The sequence below is a fragment of the Nocardioides acrostichi genome (assembly GCF_015319165.1).
Lineage (GTDB): Bacteria > Actinomycetota > Actinomycetes > Propionibacteriales > Nocardioidaceae > Nocardioides > Nocardioides acrostichi.
In genome coordinates this window covers 588,235-604,346 of sequence record NZ_JADIVZ010000001.1, presented here as the reverse complement: position 1 = coordinate 604,346, position 16,112 = coordinate 588,235, and the positions used below count along the sequence as shown (strand labels likewise).

General features: G+C 72.4%; 13 protein-coding genes. 3 read left to right on the top strand and 10 right to left on the bottom strand.

From position 1 onward, the window contains the following. Positions 1-76 precede the first annotated feature (76 nt). The 3 genes from ISG29_RS02885 to mraZ form a co-directional block, all read right to left on the bottom strand. Positions 77-754 carry a hypothetical protein gene (locus tag ISG29_RS02885; RefSeq protein ID WP_194501823.1) on the bottom strand — a complete coding sequence of 226 codons (678 nt, stop codon included), beginning with the start codon at positions 752-754 and terminating at the stop codon, positions 77-79. Beyond that, the gene (gene rsmH / locus ISG29_RS02880; protein WP_194501822.1) at positions 754-1,764 is read right to left on the bottom strand and encodes a 16S rRNA (cytosine(1402)-N(4))-methyltransferase RsmH; all 1,011 of its coding nucleotides are present in this window, start codon (positions 1,762-1,764) and stop codon (positions 754-756) included. The genes ISG29_RS02885 and rsmH overlap by 1 nt, the downstream gene beginning before the upstream one ends. Positions 1,765-2,045: 281 nt before the next feature. Further along, the gene (gene mraZ, locus ISG29_RS02875) at positions 2,046-2,471 is read right to left on the bottom strand and encodes a division/cell wall cluster transcriptional repressor MraZ (protein ID WP_194501821.1); all 426 of its coding nucleotides are present in this window, start codon (positions 2,469-2,471) and stop codon (positions 2,046-2,048) included. Positions 2,472-2,885: 414 nt separating this feature from the next. On the opposite strand from mraZ, the gene ISG29_RS02870 reads away from it, so the two are divergent. Genes ISG29_RS02870 through ISG29_RS02860 form a run of 3 tightly spaced genes read left to right on the top strand, consistent with a single transcriptional unit; the run spans position 2,886 to position 7,532 of the window. After that, entirely contained in the window at positions 2,886-3,848 is a 963-nt protein-coding gene (locus ISG29_RS02870) for an AAA family ATPase (protein ID WP_194501820.1), read from the top strand. A 1-nt stretch (position 3,849) separates the two neighbouring features. Then, entirely contained in the window at positions 3,850-5,172 is a 1,323-nt protein-coding gene (locus ISG29_RS02865; protein WP_194501819.1) for a DUF58 domain-containing protein, read from the top strand. After that, on the top strand, positions 5,169-7,532 hold the full coding sequence (locus tag ISG29_RS02860; RefSeq protein WP_207792647.1) for a transglutaminase family protein: 2,364 nt from the start codon (positions 5,169-5,171) through the stop codon (positions 7,530-7,532). Before ISG29_RS02865 ends, ISG29_RS02860 begins: the two co-directional genes overlap by 4 nt. Positions 7,533-7,673: 141 nt before the next feature. Here ISG29_RS02860 and ISG29_RS02855 read toward each other — a convergent pair whose 3' ends face one another. From ISG29_RS02855 to ISG29_RS02825, 7 genes are all read right to left on the bottom strand, one after another. After that, on the bottom strand, positions 7,674-8,120 hold the full coding sequence (locus tag ISG29_RS02855) for a DUF3040 domain-containing protein (RefSeq protein ID WP_194501817.1): 447 nt from the start codon (positions 8,118-8,120) through the stop codon (positions 7,674-7,676). 128 nt (positions 8,121-8,248) lie between these two features. Next, complete coding sequence (gene dinB, locus ISG29_RS02850) at positions 8,249-9,451, bottom strand: DNA polymerase IV (RefSeq protein WP_328827712.1); 1,203 nt, start codon at positions 9,449-9,451, stop codon at positions 8,249-8,251. A 111-nt stretch (positions 9,452-9,562) separates the two neighbouring features. Continuing rightward, positions 9,563-10,294 carry a methyltransferase domain-containing protein gene (locus tag ISG29_RS02845; RefSeq protein WP_194501816.1) on the bottom strand — a complete coding sequence of 244 codons (732 nt, stop codon included), beginning with the start codon at positions 10,292-10,294 and terminating at the stop codon, positions 9,563-9,565. Between the two features lie 31 nt (positions 10,295-10,325). Beyond that, a complete protein-coding gene (locus ISG29_RS02840; protein WP_194501815.1) occupies positions 10,326-14,285 on the bottom strand; it encodes a DNA polymerase III subunit alpha in 3,960 nt (1,319 codons plus the stop codon). Positions 14,286-14,447: 162 nt separating this feature from the next. Beyond that, complete coding sequence (locus tag ISG29_RS02835; protein WP_207792646.1) at positions 14,448-14,987, bottom strand: SAV_6107 family HEPN domain-containing protein; 540 nt, start codon at positions 14,985-14,987, stop codon at positions 14,448-14,450. Positions 14,988-15,006: 19 nt separating this feature from the next. Then, positions 15,007-15,360, bottom strand: coding sequence for a DUF6504 family protein (locus ISG29_RS02830; protein WP_194501814.1), 354 nt, complete (start codon positions 15,358-15,360; stop codon positions 15,007-15,009). A gap of 154 nt (positions 15,361-15,514) precedes the next feature. Then, positions 15,515-16,024: a hypothetical protein gene (locus ISG29_RS02825; RefSeq protein WP_194501813.1), complete on the bottom strand. Its 510-nt coding sequence runs from the start codon at positions 16,022-16,024 to the stop codon at positions 15,515-15,517. Between the last annotated feature and the right edge of the window lie 88 nt (positions 16,025-16,112).

The following is a 16,112-nucleotide window of genomic DNA, read 5'->3' as shown; positions in this document are numbered from 1 at the left end:
GGTGCGCTCCACTGTTCGGGGGTCGGTGTCGCGGTGCTGGCGATCGAGGGTGCTGTGAGCCTGAATCCTGCGCCGGTCAGTCGCTGGAGCCGCGGACCTTGCTCTTCTGCTTCTTCGTGTCGCTCTTCTGCTGGCTGTCCTGCCCGTTCTTCGGGTCGGTCTTCTGGTCGTTCTTCTGGTTCTTGTGCTTGCCCCGGTTCTGGCGGGCGACCTGGTCGCCGGTCGGGCGGCCGCCTTCACGGCCTCCGGTGCCGGCCAGCACGCCCTCGGGCGGGCGGGTCGTGCTGACCTTCGTGGTGGCGGTGGGCCGACGTGGCGGCAGCGGGTTCAGCCGCACCTGGGCGCCGACCTGGGCGGCGGCCACGTCGCCCTCGACCTTGCCGTCGGAGAGATCCAGGAACAGCGGAGCCGACGGCACGCGCATGCCGAGCTTCTGGGCGCGCGCAGCGATCTCCTGGGGGTCGCGCAACTGCTCCAGGCGCGACTCCAGGGCCTCCTGACGGGCCGAGAGCACGGTGGCGCGCTGCTCGAGGTCGGTTGCTGTGAACGACGACTGCTGCATCGAGGTGTTGAACATCAGCAGGCCCACGACTCCGCCGAGGAGCAGCACGGTGATGAGCGCGACGAAGGGGATCTTGGTGGCCTGGGTGCGACGTCGCGGGACGACGGTGAGCCGCGCCCGTTCGACGGCGGCGCCGGCCAGAGCGGTGGACTGGCGGACCACGGACGTGCGGACGGCGGACTGGCGGCTCATCAGGCTGCTCCCCTGCTGGTGCGGTTCTTCTCGGGTCGGTGGGGTGCGGAGGTGCGCAGGCGCTCCACGGCGCGCAGCCGCACGGAGGCCGCGCGGGGGTTGCTGGCGTTCTCCTCGTCGTCGGCCTTCTCGGCGCCGCGGGTGACGGTGCGAAACGGCGGCTCGCTGCCCTCGGGCACGAACGGGAGGTCGTCGGGCAAGTCGGAGCGGGTGACGGCGGTGAAGGCGCGCTTGACCAACCGGTCCTCCAGCGAGTGGTAGCTCTCGACGACGACGCGCCCGCCGACGCTGACGGCGTCGATGGCGGCGGGGATCGCGCGACGCAGAGCTCCGAGTTCGTCGTTGACCTCCATCCGCAGGGCCTGGAAGGTGCGCTTGGCGGGGTGCCCGCCGGTGCGTCGCGCGGGCGCGGGGATCTCGGCGTACAGCAGCTCGACGAGGCGGGCCGAGGTGGTGAAGGGTGCGCGCTCGCGCTGCCGGACGACGGCGCGCGCGATCTTGCGGGCGAACTTCTCCTCGCCGTACTCGTGCAGCACGCGGGCGAGGTCGGCCTCCGCGTAGGTGTTGAGCACGTCGGCCGCGGTGGGGCCGGTCGTGGAGTCCATGCGCATGTCGAGCGGGGCGTCGTCGGCGTAGGCGAACCCCCGCTCGCGCAGGTCCAGCTGCAACGAGGAGACACCGAGGTCGAACAGCACGGCGTCGACCTCGGGGAGGGCCAGGTCGGCCATCACCTCGGGGATCTCGTCGTACACGGCGTGCACACCGGTGAAGCGGTCACCGAAGGGCGCCAGTCGTTCGCGCGCGAGCTCGAGGGCCTGCGGGTCTCGGTCGATGCCGATGACCCGCACGGGGTCGCAGCGGCGCAGCACGGCCTCGGTGTGCCCACCGAGGCCGAGGGTGCAGTCGACGAGGACGCCGGGGCGTCCGGCGCGCTCCAGAGCGGGGGCGAGCAGCGCGACGACGCGGTCGAGCAGCACCGGGAGGTGGTGCGGCTGCGGCGTGGTGCTCATGGAGGTCGACCCGTCTGGTGGTGCGGCTGTGGGGGGAAGTGGGGGGATGTGGGTGGGTGGGAATGGGTGTGGATGGATCCGCAGGGTCTGGTCCCTGCCCGCTCTGGCCGGGGCGATCTGGTGCCGGGGAAGGTGCTCCAGAGCGGGGCGCGGCTGCTGCCGGGGAAGGTGCCTCAGCGGCGCATGGGCGAAAGAGCGGGCCGAGACCAGGCCCTGCGGATCCGTTGTGGAGTTGTGCTGGCTGTGCCGGGACGTGCCGGGATGTGGTGGCGCGGGTGGGGTCAGGCCTCGGGGGCCTCGTCGATGGAGGCGAAGGCGGCGACGGCTCCGGTGGAGTAGTCGGCCCAGCGCTGCGGATCCCAGATCTCGACGCGGTCACCGACCCCGGTGACGACGACGTCGCGTTCGATGCCGGCGACGGCACGCAGGTGCGCAGGGATGCTGATGCGGCCCTGCTTGTCGGGCGTGGCCGTCTCGGCCCCCGGCAGGAGCACGCGCAGGTAGTCACGCGTGGGCTTGTGGGTCATCGGCATGGCCTGCGCCCGCTTGACCTCGGCCATGAAGACGGGCTCGGGCCACACCGTGAGGCAGTACTCCTGTCCGGTGCTGATCACGAGCCCCTCCGCCAGTGCGTCCCTGAACTTGGCCGGGAGGACCAGTCGCCCCTTCTCGTCGAGCTTCGGGGTGTGGGTGCCCAGGAAGAACACGGGCCACCTCCACCTCCGGCGCTGACTGCCGGGTGCTGCACCAGATCTGTCTCAGGCGCCGCGGGGCGGTGCGATGAGGCCGAACTGGTGGTCAAGTCCTCCACTTTCCTCCACCCTACTCCACTTCCCTCCACCGTCAACCACTTTCACCCACTTCACCCCCCGATTCCTCCACCGGCGCCGCCGCGCCTCCCGCGGGGCTGCTCCTCTTTCCGCGGGGCGCCTCACGATCCGCCTGGCTGCTGCCTCGCACCGCCTCGATCCGAGGCGACGCTTCGGCAACCAGAACGCCGCGGCACGCGTCCCAGCGGGTGAGCAGAGGACAACCCTTGCGGCGACCACCTACGGTGGGTGCCAACCGCGCAGCGGGAGAGGCGGACGCCGCGCACGGCGCGGGGAAGGGATCGGAAGACCGTGGGAGCAGCCGAACTCGAGTCACTCACCCGGGTGGTCGACCGCATCCGCACCAATATCGGCACCGTGATCGAGGGCAAGCCCGAGGTCGTCACCTCGACGCTGGTGGTCCTGCTGGCCGGCGGGCACCTCCTCATCGAGGACGTGCCCGGGGTCGGGAAGACGATGCTCAGCAAGGCCCTGGCCCGGAGCATCGACTGTTCCGTGCGACGCATCCAGTTCACACCCGACCTGCTGCCGTCCGACGTCACCGGGGTCTCGGTATTCAACCAGGACACCCGCCAGTTCGAGTTCCGCCCAGGGGGCGTCTTCGCCAACATCGTCGTCGGCGACGAGATCAACCGCGCCTCCCCCAAGACCCAGTCGGCGCTGCTGGAGTGCATGGAGGAGCGGCAGGTCACCGTCGACAACGCCACCTACGTCCTCGACACGCCCTTCATGGTCATCGCCACCCAGAACCCGGTGGAGATGGAGGGCACCTACCCCTTGCCGGAGGCCCAGCGCGACCGCTTCATGGCCCGCGTCTCCGTCGGCTACCCCGTCGAGAACGCCGAACTGGCCATGCTGCGCAGCCACGCCTCGGCCAGTCCGCTCGACGACCTCGAGCCCGTCACCGACGCGGCCGAACTGCGCAAGCTCGCCGACATCGTCGAGACCGTCCATGTCGCCGACTCGGTCCTCGGCTACGCCATCGGCATCGCCGACGCCACTCGTCGCTCGGCCGATCTGGTGCTGGGCGCCTCGCCGCGAGCCACGCTGCACCTCGTGCGTGCCGCGAAGGCCTGGGCCGCGATGAACGGGCGTGACTACGTGAGCTCCGACGACCTCGCCGACCTCGCCGAGCCGGTCCTCGCCCACCGGCTCGTGCCGGGCGTCGAGGCCGCGATGGCCGGCCGCACCGCCTCCGACATCGTGCGCCGCATCGTCCAGGCCGTGCCCTCGCCCGAGGCGCGACGGGCCTGACATGCGCGAGGCACTCCGCGGGCTGACGCTACGAGGCCGGGCGTTCTGCGCCGGAGGCGTCGCGGCGATCGTGTGCGCCGTGCTGCTCGGCCAGCCCGCCCTGAGCCGGGTGGGCGTACTCGCGATCGCGCTACCGCTCGTCACCGCCCTCGTGCTCAGCCGCACCCGGTACCGGCTCGGGCTCGTACGCTCGGTCGGCCCGGCTCTCGTCGCAGCCGGGCAGCCCGCACGGGTCACGCTCTCCCTCAGCAACGACGGCCGCGCCCCCAGCGGGGTACTCCTCCTCGAGGACAAGGTGCCCTACGTTCTGGGCACCCGGCCGCGCTTCGTGCTCGAGGGAGTCCGCGCCGGTTGGCAGCGACGGGTCACCTACCAGGTCCGCTCCGACGTGCGCGGTCGATTCGAGATCGGCCCGATGACCGTGCGTATCACCGACCCGTTCGGTCTCATCGAACTCGGTCGCACCTTCACGAGCAAGGCGTCGCTGGTCGTGACGCCCGCCATCACCGTGCTACCCGTCGTCCCACTGGGGGCCGGCGCGGGCGGCTCGGGCGAGGTGCGCCCCCGATCCTTCGCCACGGGCAGCGCCGAGGACGTCACCGTGCGCGAGTATCGGCGCGGCGACGATCTGCGTCGCGTGCACTGGCGCAGCTCGGCGCGCACGGGTGACCTCATGGTCCGTCGCGAGGAGCAGCCCTGGCAGGCCCGCGCGACCGTGCTGCTCGACCACCGCGCCGCCGCGCACCGCGGGCAGGGCGTGGCGTCGTCCCTCGAGACCGCCGTCTCGGCCGCGGCCTCCGTGGTGGCCCATCTGACCCAGCGCGGGTTCTGGGTGCGGCTGGCCACCGCCGACGGTGAGCTCGTGCGCACCTCGGGAGGCCAGGGGTACGGACCAGCCTCCCCCGAGGCGGGCGTGCAGGCCGTACTCGAGTCCCTCGCCGTGCTCGAGCCCTCGCGCTCCCGGGCCCTCGACTCGCGATGGCTCGGTGACGGCGAGCACCACGGACTCGTGGTGGCCGTGCTGGGCGATCTCGGCGACGCCGACACCGCCACCCTGCGCCGGATCCGCTCGCAGTCGTCCTCGGCCCTGGCCCTCGCCCTCGACGTCGACGCGTGGGTCGGCGCCGGGGGCGCTGCCCGCAGTCCCGCCCTGCGACACCAGGGATGGCGCAGCATCGACCTCGGGCCGCGGGACCGGCTCGACTCGGCATGGCGCTCGCTGGCCCGTGCCGGCGTCGTCCACGCCGCAGCCGTGGCGGGCTCGGCGAGTGACCCCCCCGGTGGGACGGGCTCCGAGACGGCGTCCGAGGCGGTGGTCTCGTGAGCGTGCGGCGGCCCCCTCTGGGCCACACCATCGCACTGACCTCCGCCGGGGTGGTGACCACCTGGTGCGCCATGCTCTCGTGGCGCGGATTCACCGACGACCAGGGCCAGGTGCTCTACCCACTGCTGGCCATCGGCGTCGTCGTCGGCGGGCTGGGCGTCGCGGGGCGCTGGGCCCGGTTCGGCGTGCTCGGCACGCTCCTGCTCCAGGTGCTCGGTGGGGCGATGATCACCAGCTACCTGATCTGCGGCGCTCCAGTGCCGGTCGGCGGCGCGTGGACCGAGCTGCGGCTGGCCTTCTCCGACGCCTGGGTGGGGGCGCGCACCTACGCCGCTCCCGTGCCGAGCGACCAGGCCGACGTCGGTCCGCTCATGCTGGCCGGCGGCCTCGGCTGCTTCCTGGTCGTCGACCTGCTGGTCGGCTCGCTGCGGCGCGCCTCCCTGGCCGGCCTGCCGCTGCTCACCGTCTTCAGCGTGCCGACCGGCCTCATCGCGGAGCCGCTGTCGTGGTGGGTGTTCACCCTGACCGCGGTCGGCTTCGTCACGATGCTGTTCCTCCAGGAGGCCCAACGGCTGGCCCACTGGGGGCGGCCGCTGGTCGGCAGCGAGCGCGAGGTCGCCTCCCCCAGTACGTCGTCGTCCGTGCTGCGCAGCGCCGGGCTCATCGGCGGCACGGCGACGGCGTTCGCGATCATGCTGCCCGCGATCATCCCCACCCTCGACGTGCACCTGCTCGATGTCGGCAACGGCGCGGGCGGCAACGGCGAGATCAGCATCAAGAACCCGATGACCGACCTCCGGCGCGACCTCAAGCGTCCCGACGACGTGCCGCTGCTGCGCGTGGTGACCGACGACCCCGACCCCTCCTACCTCCGGATCTCCGTGCTCACCCGGTTCAGCGACAACGAGTGGAGCTCGGGCGACCGCGACATCCCGACCTCGAACCGGGCCGACGGACCGATGCCACCGCTGGTGGGCGTCTCACCGGACGTGAAGCGCTCGACCTACACCTACGACGTCGACGTGCTCGACACCTTCAGCTCCACCTGGCTGCCGACCAAGGCGCCCATCGACGCGATCGACGCCCAGGGCGACTGGCGCTTCGACCCCACCACCACGGACTTCATCGCCTCCGACGACGATCTCGACACCGCGGGCCTCTCGTACACGATGGACGCTGTCGACCTCGACCTCACACCCCGCCGGCTCGAGGCGGCACCGCTCACCAGCGACGAGGTGCCGGCCGCGTACACGCAGTTGCCCTCCGACCTGCCGCCGATCGTCTCCGAGCTCGCCCGCAAGGTCACGCAGGACGCCACCACGCCGTTCGCGAAGGCCGTGGCGCTCCAGAACTGGTTCTGGGCCAACTTCACCTATTCGCTGGAGCAATCATCGCCGATCGGCAACGGCGTCGACGCCCTCGAGCGGTTCCTGCGCCCGGGACCGCAGGGGCGGATCGGCTACTGCGAGCAGTTCGCCTCTGCGATGGCCGTGATGGCGCGCGAGATCGGCCTGCCTGCTCGGGTCGCGGTCGGATTCCTCTCACCCCGCACGGTGGGGCTGCACACCTATGAGTTCTCCTCCGACGACCTGCACGCCTGGCCCGAGATCTTCCTCCAGGGGTCGGGCTGGGTGAAGTTCGAGCCGACGCCCGACGACCCCCGCGCCGACCGCCCGGCCTACACGCTGACGGCCGGGGCACCGAGCGATCCCAGCGTCTCCAGCCCGAGCACGCGAGATCCCGGTGCGCAGGCCAGCAGCGGTCCGAGCGCCTCGCAGACCCAGAAGCCGAAGCTCGACCAGCCCACCAGCGGTGCCGACGCCGAAGCGGACCGCAGCCGGGGCAACACCCCGACGCTTCCGATCGGCCTGGCAGCGCTCCTGGTGCTCGCCGTGGGCGCTGGTCTCACTCCGAGGGAACTGCGACGGCGCCGACGCGTGCGCCGACTCGCGGGTGACACGCTGGACGCCTGGGCGGAGGTCCGCGACACCGTCGTCGACCTCCGTATCTCCTGGCCGGTCGGACGCTCGCCCCGCCAGACCGGCGCCTTCCTCGGCGAGCACCTCGGCGACCCGGACTCGACGTCCGGCACACCGGCCCACTCCCCCACCGTGTCTGCCGCCCTGCGGCGCGTGGTCGACGCCGTCGAGCGAGCCTTCTTCTCCCGCGAAGGGGTGGTCGACGTGCCTGGACTCACCGACGACGCCGCTCTCGTCGTCCGCGCTCTCGAAGCCGGGGCGACCCCGCGCGCCCGTCGCCGGGCCACCTGGCTGCCGGCCTCACTGCTGCGCCGAACCCCAGCCACCACCGAGGTCAGCACCTCGTCCTCCGCGGCTCGGGCCGTCGACCGCGTGAGCTGACCCGCCACGAGTTTTCAGGTGACCCGCCACGAGTTTTCAGGTGACCCGCCACGAGTTTTCAGGTGACGGCGAGCGGTGATGCGGCGAGCACACAGACAGGCCCCGACGTGTGCACCTCGGGGCTCGATGGAAAGGCGGGGTTCAGAAGCCGCCGTTCTCCTCACGGCGACGACGCCAGCGCTCCTCGAGACGCTCCATGAACCCACCCGAGGAGCGGGCCCGGTTGCGGCCGGCGCGTCCGCGGCGGCCGCCTTGGATCAGGGTGAAGCCGCCGTGGGGCTGCTCACCGTGCGGGACGACGGGCTCGCGACCGGCGGCGCTCTGGCCACGCAGCGCGTTGAGGCCGACAGTGGCCGAGCCCAGCATCACGACGAAGCCGACGATCCCGAGCACCCAGAACTTCGAGACGGCGCCCACCATGAGCACGACGATGCCGAGCGTGAAGACGACACCGGCCACGATGGCGCGGCGTCGAGCGGCGCGGCGCAGCGAGGTACCGCGCAGGGTGGAGACGAACTTGGGATCCTCCTCGGTGAGGGCACGCTCCATCTGCTCGAGCGTTCGAAGCTCCTCCTCCGAGAGTGCCACCGTCGCCTCCCAGCGTTATCGGGCTGCGACCTTCTCGCCATCGCCCAGGACGGGCTCAAGTGTAGGCAGCGAGCAGGCCGCACGGTAGGGACATCGGGAATATTCGCAGCACGGCCGCTCGAGTCGCCTCACCCGAAGAGACTGGCCGGGCGCACGACCCCGCTGCCGAACCGTCGGGTGGCACGGTCGACCGCGCGGTCGGCGTCCGACCAGCCGTGCTCGCGCTCGCCGAGTAGATGTTGGTGGTGCACCGTGCCGCGCGGCGCAAGCCCCTCGACCCGCACCCCGACCAGACGCAGCCGGGCGCGCTGGAGACCGAGGGCGTCGTAGAGGCCGACGGCGGTGCGGTAGAGGTCGACTGTGACGTCGGTGGCCTCGGGCATCGTGCGTGAGCGGGTCAGGGTGGTGAAGTCGGCGAACCGGACCGTCAGGGTGACGGTGCGACCGGCGACCCCGGCGGTGCGCATGCGGCCGGTGACGCCCGCAGTGAGCTTGAGCAGCTCGCGCAGTACCACCTCGCGGTCGTCGACGTCGCGGCCGAAGGTCTCCTGTGCCCCCATCGACTTGTCGGGGTCGGCACCGGCATCGCCCGTGATCGCGCCGAACGCCGGAGCGTTGCGGGCGAGCACCTCGCGGCGGTCCTGACCCCAGGCCAGCTCGTGGAGGTGCGTGCCGAGCCCGTGGCCCAGCGCACGCTGGAGCGTGCGCAGCGGGGTGTGCGCGACATCGCCCACCGTGATCAGCCCCAACCGATGCAGCATCGCGCGAGTCTTCTCCCCCACCCCGTACAGCTCGCCGACGTCGAGGGGGTGCAGGAAGGTCGTGACGGAGCCAGGCGGCACCACGAGCACGCCGTCCGGCTTGGCTCGCTTGCTGGCCAGCTTGGCCACCGACACCGACGCAGCCACGCCCACCGAGCAGGTGATGCCTTGCTCGTCGTGGATCCTCGAGCGCAGCTGCTCGGCGATGTCGGACGGCGCCCCGAGGCGTCGCACCGAACCTGAGACGTCGAGGAACGCCTCGTCGATCGACAGCATCTCGACCACCGGGGTGACCTGTCGGAACGTCTCGGCCACCGCCGCCGAGACAGTGCCGAACACCTCGTGCTCGGGGCTCACCACCACCGCCTGCGGGCACAGTCGCCGGGCGCGGGTCGCTGGCATGCCCGAGCGCACGCCGTACTCGCGGGCCGGATAGTTCGCCGACAGCACCACGCCGCGCGTGCCCCCACCCACGATCACCGGCACGTCGGCCAGCTCGGGGCGGTCGCGGGTCGCCACGGAGGCGTAGAAGGCGTCCATGTCGACGTGCAGGATCGGCGTGGTGGTCACAGCCGGACACCCACTGCCGATGGAAAAACGTGGCAGGTCGCCTGAAAACTAGCGACGGGTCGCGTGAAAACTAGCGGCGGGTCAGCTGAAAACTGGCGACGGGTCGGCGATTCAGCGGGCGAGCAGGTGCAGCTGGGTGGCCAAGGGCAGGAACTCGGGGCGGGTGGCGACGGTCTGTTCGAGGTCGACGAGGGACGCCGTGGCCCCCGGCTCGAGATCGAGCAGCGAGCCGGGCACGAGGTCGGCGAAGACGCGCACGCCGTGCACGCTGGCCACCGCGAAGCCGGCCTCGGCGAGCAGGGCCGTGGCCTCGTCGGCGGTGTAGCGGCGTCCGGCTCGGCCGATCTGCTGGTGCTCGGGGGCGGCGTCGAGCAACTCGCGGGCCTGCCCGAAGTGGCCGGCCATCGCCCGCGCGACCACGGCGGCGTGCCGCTGCGCGACGAGCAGCGAGAGGCTGGCGCCGGGGCGCAGCGCCCGGCGCAACGTGGCCAGGGCAGCAGCGGGGTCGGCCACGAACTCCAGCACCCCGTGGCACAGCACCAGATCGGCGCTGGCCTCGCCCACGATGTCGAGCAGCGAGGAGAGCTCACCTTGGTGCGCCACCACCTCGACTCCCTGTTCACGGGCCCGCCGGGCCAGCGAGGCGAGCGCGTCGGGGCTGGGGTCGACCACGGTGACGCGATGCCCGCCGGCTGCCACGCGCACGGCGGAGACGCCGGTGCCGCCGCCGATGTCGAGCACGTCGAGCGCCGTGCCGGCGTCGAGCAGCGGCCCGAGGTCGTTCCACACCACGGCGGTACGGGCCGCACTGCGACGCTCGCTGGGCCGTTCGCTGGCAGACATGACGCCCACCCTAGTGGCCTGAACAGACCCTTCACCCCGGGCTCCCGGGGCTGCGGTGCCACAGCGAGCGCGGCACACCCGCCGTGCTCTCGCCGGCTGGCTTGATGTCGGCGTACGGCGAGAGCTTGAAGCCGCTGGAGTGCACCAGCACCCGGCGTCCACGCGGCTCCTCGGGCTCGGTGAAACCCGGCGGCGGTGTCTCGAGCACCGTGTGCACGGCCTCGAGCCCGCCCACGCGCCAGGCCTGGTGCAGCGCCGGCAGCTCCCAGGCGCCGGTGGCGCGCAGCGAGACGCCGCGGTGACCGGTACGCCGCAGCTCACCGCGCACCACCAGCAGCCAGGAGCCGAAGACGGTGGCGGCATACGGACCCTGCGCGTCTTCGAAGAAGGTGGCGTCGACCGGCCCGGTGCCATCGTCGAGGGTCAAGAACACCACCCGGCGCCCGGACCGGATCGGCGGCGTCTGGGTGGCCACCTTCACCCCGGCCACCAGCAGCCCGGAGCGGCTGCGCTGGGCGAGCAGGTCGCGCGAGCGCACCACGCCGAGGGCGTCGAGGAACGGCTCGTAGGTATCGACGACGTGCCGGCTGGCGTCGAGGCCGAGGATCTCCAGCTCGGCGCGCATCCGCTCCTCGGCGCTCATCTCGGGCAGCCCCGAGATCTCTCCCTCGGACGGCGCGTCACCGAGGTCGAGTGCCAGCTGCACCGAGTCGACCGGTGCGGGCGGTGGCGCCGTGCGTGCCTGCGCCGAGGATCTGCCCCAGATGCCGTCGCGGCTCGGCGCCCCGGTGTCGTCGCGGTAGTCGGCACCCAGGTCGGCCGGGCGGGTGTCGCGGCGGGCATCGCGTGTGGCGTCCGGCTCACCCTCACGCTGCCGCTCCCGCACGTGGGCGTCGGTGGAGTTGCGCGCCACGGCCGCGGTCGCGACCTGGCTCGAGGGCGCCGGAGCCCGGCGCGCGGCCAGGCCTCGCCCGCCCAAGCCACGGCCCCGGGCCGCCTTCTCGACCGCGCGGCCGTGCCGGTCGAGCTCGGCCACCTGGAGCAGCAGGTCGCGGCGGGTGATCGCCCCGCGACGACGCACCCCGCCTCGGGCGCCCTCGTGGAGGCCGCCTGTCGGCAGCGCGAGATCGTAGACGCCGTCGAACGCGCCGGCCAGCACGAGCCGCTCGACCACCGGGCGGGAGACCTGCGCGCGGCGCCAGAAGTCGGTGAGCGAGTGGTAGGGCCGCGCCGCCACCACCCGGGCGACCTCGGCCGCAGCGATGCCCTTGACCTCAGCGAGCGCGAGCCGGATGCCCCACGCGCGGCCGTCGGGGCGGCCGGACGGCCACTCGCTCGGGAGCGCATCGTGCGACCTCTCGGGCAGTCGCTCGACGGTGTAGGCCGGCCCGGAGGCATTCACGTCGAGGGGCAGGACGGCGATGCCGCAGTGCCGGGCATCCTCGAGGATGAGCCGCTTGGGGTACATGCCGGGGTCGTGGGTGAGCACACCGGCGAGGAAGTGGGCCGGCCAGTGCGCCTTGAGCCAGGCGGACTGGTAGGTGGGCAGGGCGAACGCCGCCGCATGCGCCTTGCAGAACCCGAACGAGGCGAACGCCTCGAGCACCGCCCAGACCCGCTCGACGACGCGCAGCGAGTAGTCGTGCTTCAGTGCACGTGGGAAGAACCAGGCCTTCACCGCCGCCATGCCGTCGGGGGTGCCGAGCGCACGCCGCATCTCGTCGGCCTCGGCGTAGGTGACCCGCGCGAACCTGCTGATGATCTCGATGACCTGCTCGTGGAAGACCACCACGCCGCGGGTGCCGGCCAGGATCGGGCGCAGGTCGTCGTGCAGGTACTCCGGCGCCTTCCACTGGTGCTTGACCTCGAGGTAGGGCGTGATCATGTCGCTCTTGACCGGCCCGGGCCGGAACAGCGAGATGTCGGCGATGATCTCCTCGAAGGTGTCGATGCCGGACTTGCCGACCAGCTCGCGCTGACCCGGCGACTCGATCTGGAACACGCCGAGGGTCTGCGCGGCCGAGATCATCGCGTAGGTGGCGGGGTCGTCGAGCGGTACCTGGGCCTGGTCGTCGAGATCGATCTCGACCTCCTCGACGCGGCGGATCTCGGCCACCGCGTGTGCCATCGAGGACTGCATGCGGATGCCGAGCACATCGAGCTTGAGCAGGCCGAGCTCCTCGACGTCGTCCTTGTCGAACTGACTCATCGGGAACCCGGCGTAGGACGCCTCGACCGGAGTGCGATCGAGCAGTGTGAGGTCGGAGAGCAGCACCCCGCACGGGTGGACGGCGATGTGGCGCGGCAGTCCGTCGAGCCGCTCGACGAGCCCGAAGAGGAGGGCAAGGCGGTCCTCGCCGAGGCCGCTGGCGCGCAGCTCGGGCAGATCGCGCAGCGCCGCGCGGGCGTCGCGGGCGCGGATGTGCGGGAAGGCCTTGGCGATGGCGTCGGTCTCGACCGGTGGCATACCGAGTGCGGCGCCGACATCGCGGACGGCGTGCCGCACCCGGTAGGTGTCCATCATCGAGACGCACACGCACCGCTCGCCGCCGAACCGGTCGAGAATCGCCTCGTAGACCTCGGTGCGCCGGGCGGACTCGACGTCGACGTCGATGTCGGGCAGGGCTCGGCGCAGCGGGGAGAGGAAGCGCTCCATGAGCAGCTGGTAACGGACCGGGTCGACCCCGGAGATCCCGAGCAGGTAGGTGACCAGGCTGCCCGCGCCCGAGCCACGTGCGGCGACCCGCACGTCGAGGGCCTTGATGAGGTCGGTGACGTCACCGACGGTGAGGAAGTAGGAGGCGTAGCCGAGATCGCGGATCAGCGTGAGCTCGTCGTCGAGGCGCTTCCACACGACGGCCAGGCCGGCAGAGCCGTAGCGGTCGCCGATGGCGGCCTCGCAGCGGACCCGGAGCAGCTGGTCCGCATCTGCTGCCGAGCCTCGAGACGGACCCCGCGCGAGCTCGAACTCCGGGAAGTGCACCTCGCCGATGCCCAGGTCGGTCCGTGGGTCGAGAGCGCACCGCTCGGCCAGGGTGCGGGTGCGGGCCAACAGCCGCATCGCGGCCTCGCTGACGCCGGTGCCGGGTCGGGTGCCGCGCGCGAGCCCGGCCGCGTGGGCGATCTCCTGGGCGATCTCGCGCATCGCCGGCCCGGGCTTCAGGTGGCCCTCGGCGTTGCCGCGGTCGACGTGTCGCCGGTCGAGCGCCACCAGGCGCCGGGCTGCGTCGAGGACGTCGGCCACGGCGGCGTCCTCACGCCGGGCGTGCCGGACTGCGTTCGTGAGCACGGTCGGGACGCCGACCTCGGCAGCCAGCAGAGCCGTGCGGGCCGCGTGGGGCGTGGTGGCCGGCCCCCACTGCCCGGTCTCAGCACGACGACCGCCGGGCAGCCGGTGCGAGACCAGCTCGACCTGGAGGCACTCGGCCGGCACCCGGTCGCGCCACCAGGCCAGCTCGGCACGCGCCGCCGACTCATCGCGCCGCGTGATGGCCTCGCCCAGCAGCGAGCCGGGGCCGAGCAGTACGACGAGGTCGCCCGAGGCGAGCAGCCCCGCGATCTCGGGGGCTTCGGGGTCGAGCACGGGACGGCCGCGCTCACCGGCCAGGTGGGTGGCCGAGACCAGGCGGCACACCGCGGCCCAGCCCCCTGCTCCCCCACCCGGTCCGGCTGCCTGGGCGAGCAGGGTGACCCGGGGCAGCCGGGGATCGCGGAACGCACCGCCGCGCACCGGGGTGCGAGACGATCCCCCCGAGAGCCCGGACGGCGCGAGGCGCCGGTAGGCGAGGTCGACGCCGAGGACCGGACTGAGGCCGGCGGCCCGGCAGGCGCCGGCGAACTTCACCGCACCGTAGGTGCCGTCGCGGTCGGTGAGGGCCAGCAGGTCCATGCCGTGCTCGGCAGCCTGCTCGACCAGCACGTGCGGCAGGGACGCGCCGTACTGGAGCGAGTGGCCGGAGGCCACGTGCAGGTGGGGATACGGGTCGGGCACCGAGCCTCATCTCTCGCGTCACGACTCGACCCCGGACAACGACATGTATCGAACATGTGTTCGATCATGGCAACTGTAACGCGCTCCTGCGACGAAGCGTCAACCCCCACCCGGCCCCGATCACCCGGCCCCGATCACCCGGCCCCGATCACCCGGCCCCGATCACCCGGCCCGGTGCGCGGCGCCCGGGTGCTCGACAGCCAGGTAGGTACCGGCGACCGGCGCGTGGGCGATGAGCCCGAGCCGCTGCTCGACCACGGCGAGGAACCGGTCGGCGTCGCGCACCAGGTCGTCGGCCTCTCGCTCGCTGACGGCGCGGGTCGAGCCCGCCTCGGCAGCCGCCCGCTTGCGGGCGCCTCCCGCGAAGAACGCGGCCCATTCCGCCAGCTCGGGTGCCACTTCGGCGAGGAGCACCCAGGCGTTCTTCTGGCGTCGCTTGCTCGCATGCGGACGCGCTTGCGCGGCCAGCAGGGCGGCTGCGGCCCGCAGCGCCGCGACATGGGCGCAGGCGTAGCGCGACGGGACGTCGGGGCTCGCCATCGCCTCGGCCAGCGACTCGGCAGCGCGCCCGAGATAGGAGTGCGTGGTCGCCGGCAGCAAGTGTGGCGGCGCCAGTTCGCGGTCGACGCCGGCCTGGCCCGCAGACCTGCCCGTGCCCCGAATCGCGCCTTGGGTCGCGCTCTGGATCGTGCCCTGGGTCATGTCCGTCTCCGCCCTCTCGTCAGTCCGCACACGCGACGAGCGACCAGCACTCGCCTTCGGCCTCGCAGGTGAGGTCGAAGACCCCGGACTCGCCGGCCCGCCTCGCCTCGACGCGCCAACACTCCTGTTCGCCCAGGAGCCGGTCGATGGTCAGGACCGCCGCCGGGGCGCCTGCTCCCCCCGGCTCCTCGGACCCGAGGACGGCGCGGGTCTCGCGTCGCTCCCACCAAGGGTCGGTCTCGACCCAGTGCGCCAGCACCGACCGGACCACCCAGAGCCGCTCCCGCCAGAGGAACTGCTGCGGGCACCGCTCGGTGAGCCACCCTCGGACCTCTCCCCGGCGTACCCGCACGGGTTCGGCGTACCGTCGCATCGGCCGACCTCCTCAGTCTCATGATCGAACATGCGTTCGATCATGAGACTACGGTAACCGCGGCCACCGACAACCCGTCAAGAGCGAGCCGACGACGGACCGGCAGGCCCAGCGAGAAGCCAGGCGAGAAGCCAGCGAGAAGCCAGGCGAGAAGTCAGGCGATGGCGCCGGAGCTGACGCGCGCTCGCATGGCCTTGAGGAACCGGCTGGTGAGGGGGTGCCACATCGTGACGAGGATGCCCAGGACGACGGCGAGCGCCAGATAGCTCAGAGCCTCGAAGGTCGCGGGCGGGTGCACGGCCAGTCCGCTGCCCGTCGCGACGGCGGCCGCCAGGAGCAACGCGGTGAGGCACACGCGGGCCCAGTGGTGCCCGTGCGCGAAGAAGACGCCGAGCACCCCGATGAGGCAGGCCATCACGACGAACAGGGTGGCCGCGACCGGAAAGAACTGCGGCACGGCGATCGGCTGCTCCCGGATCAGGTAGGCCAGCCCCTGCCGCTGCACCACCTCGGCCGCGCTCTCGTGCCCCATCGCCCAGTTGAGCACCAGGTCGTTGCGCAACACCCGGGTCAGCACCACGGTCACGAGCCCGAGCAGAACCAGGCCGCCCAACAGGCGCAGCGAGAGTCGCAGCGTCACGGGAGGAGTGGGAGCGTCGTTCATGGAGTCCGACTCTAGGGATGCCGTGATCTCTTCGCGAGTCCGGCCTGGCGGCGCCAACGGTTCACAGACCTCGGGAGCGCGCCGCTGG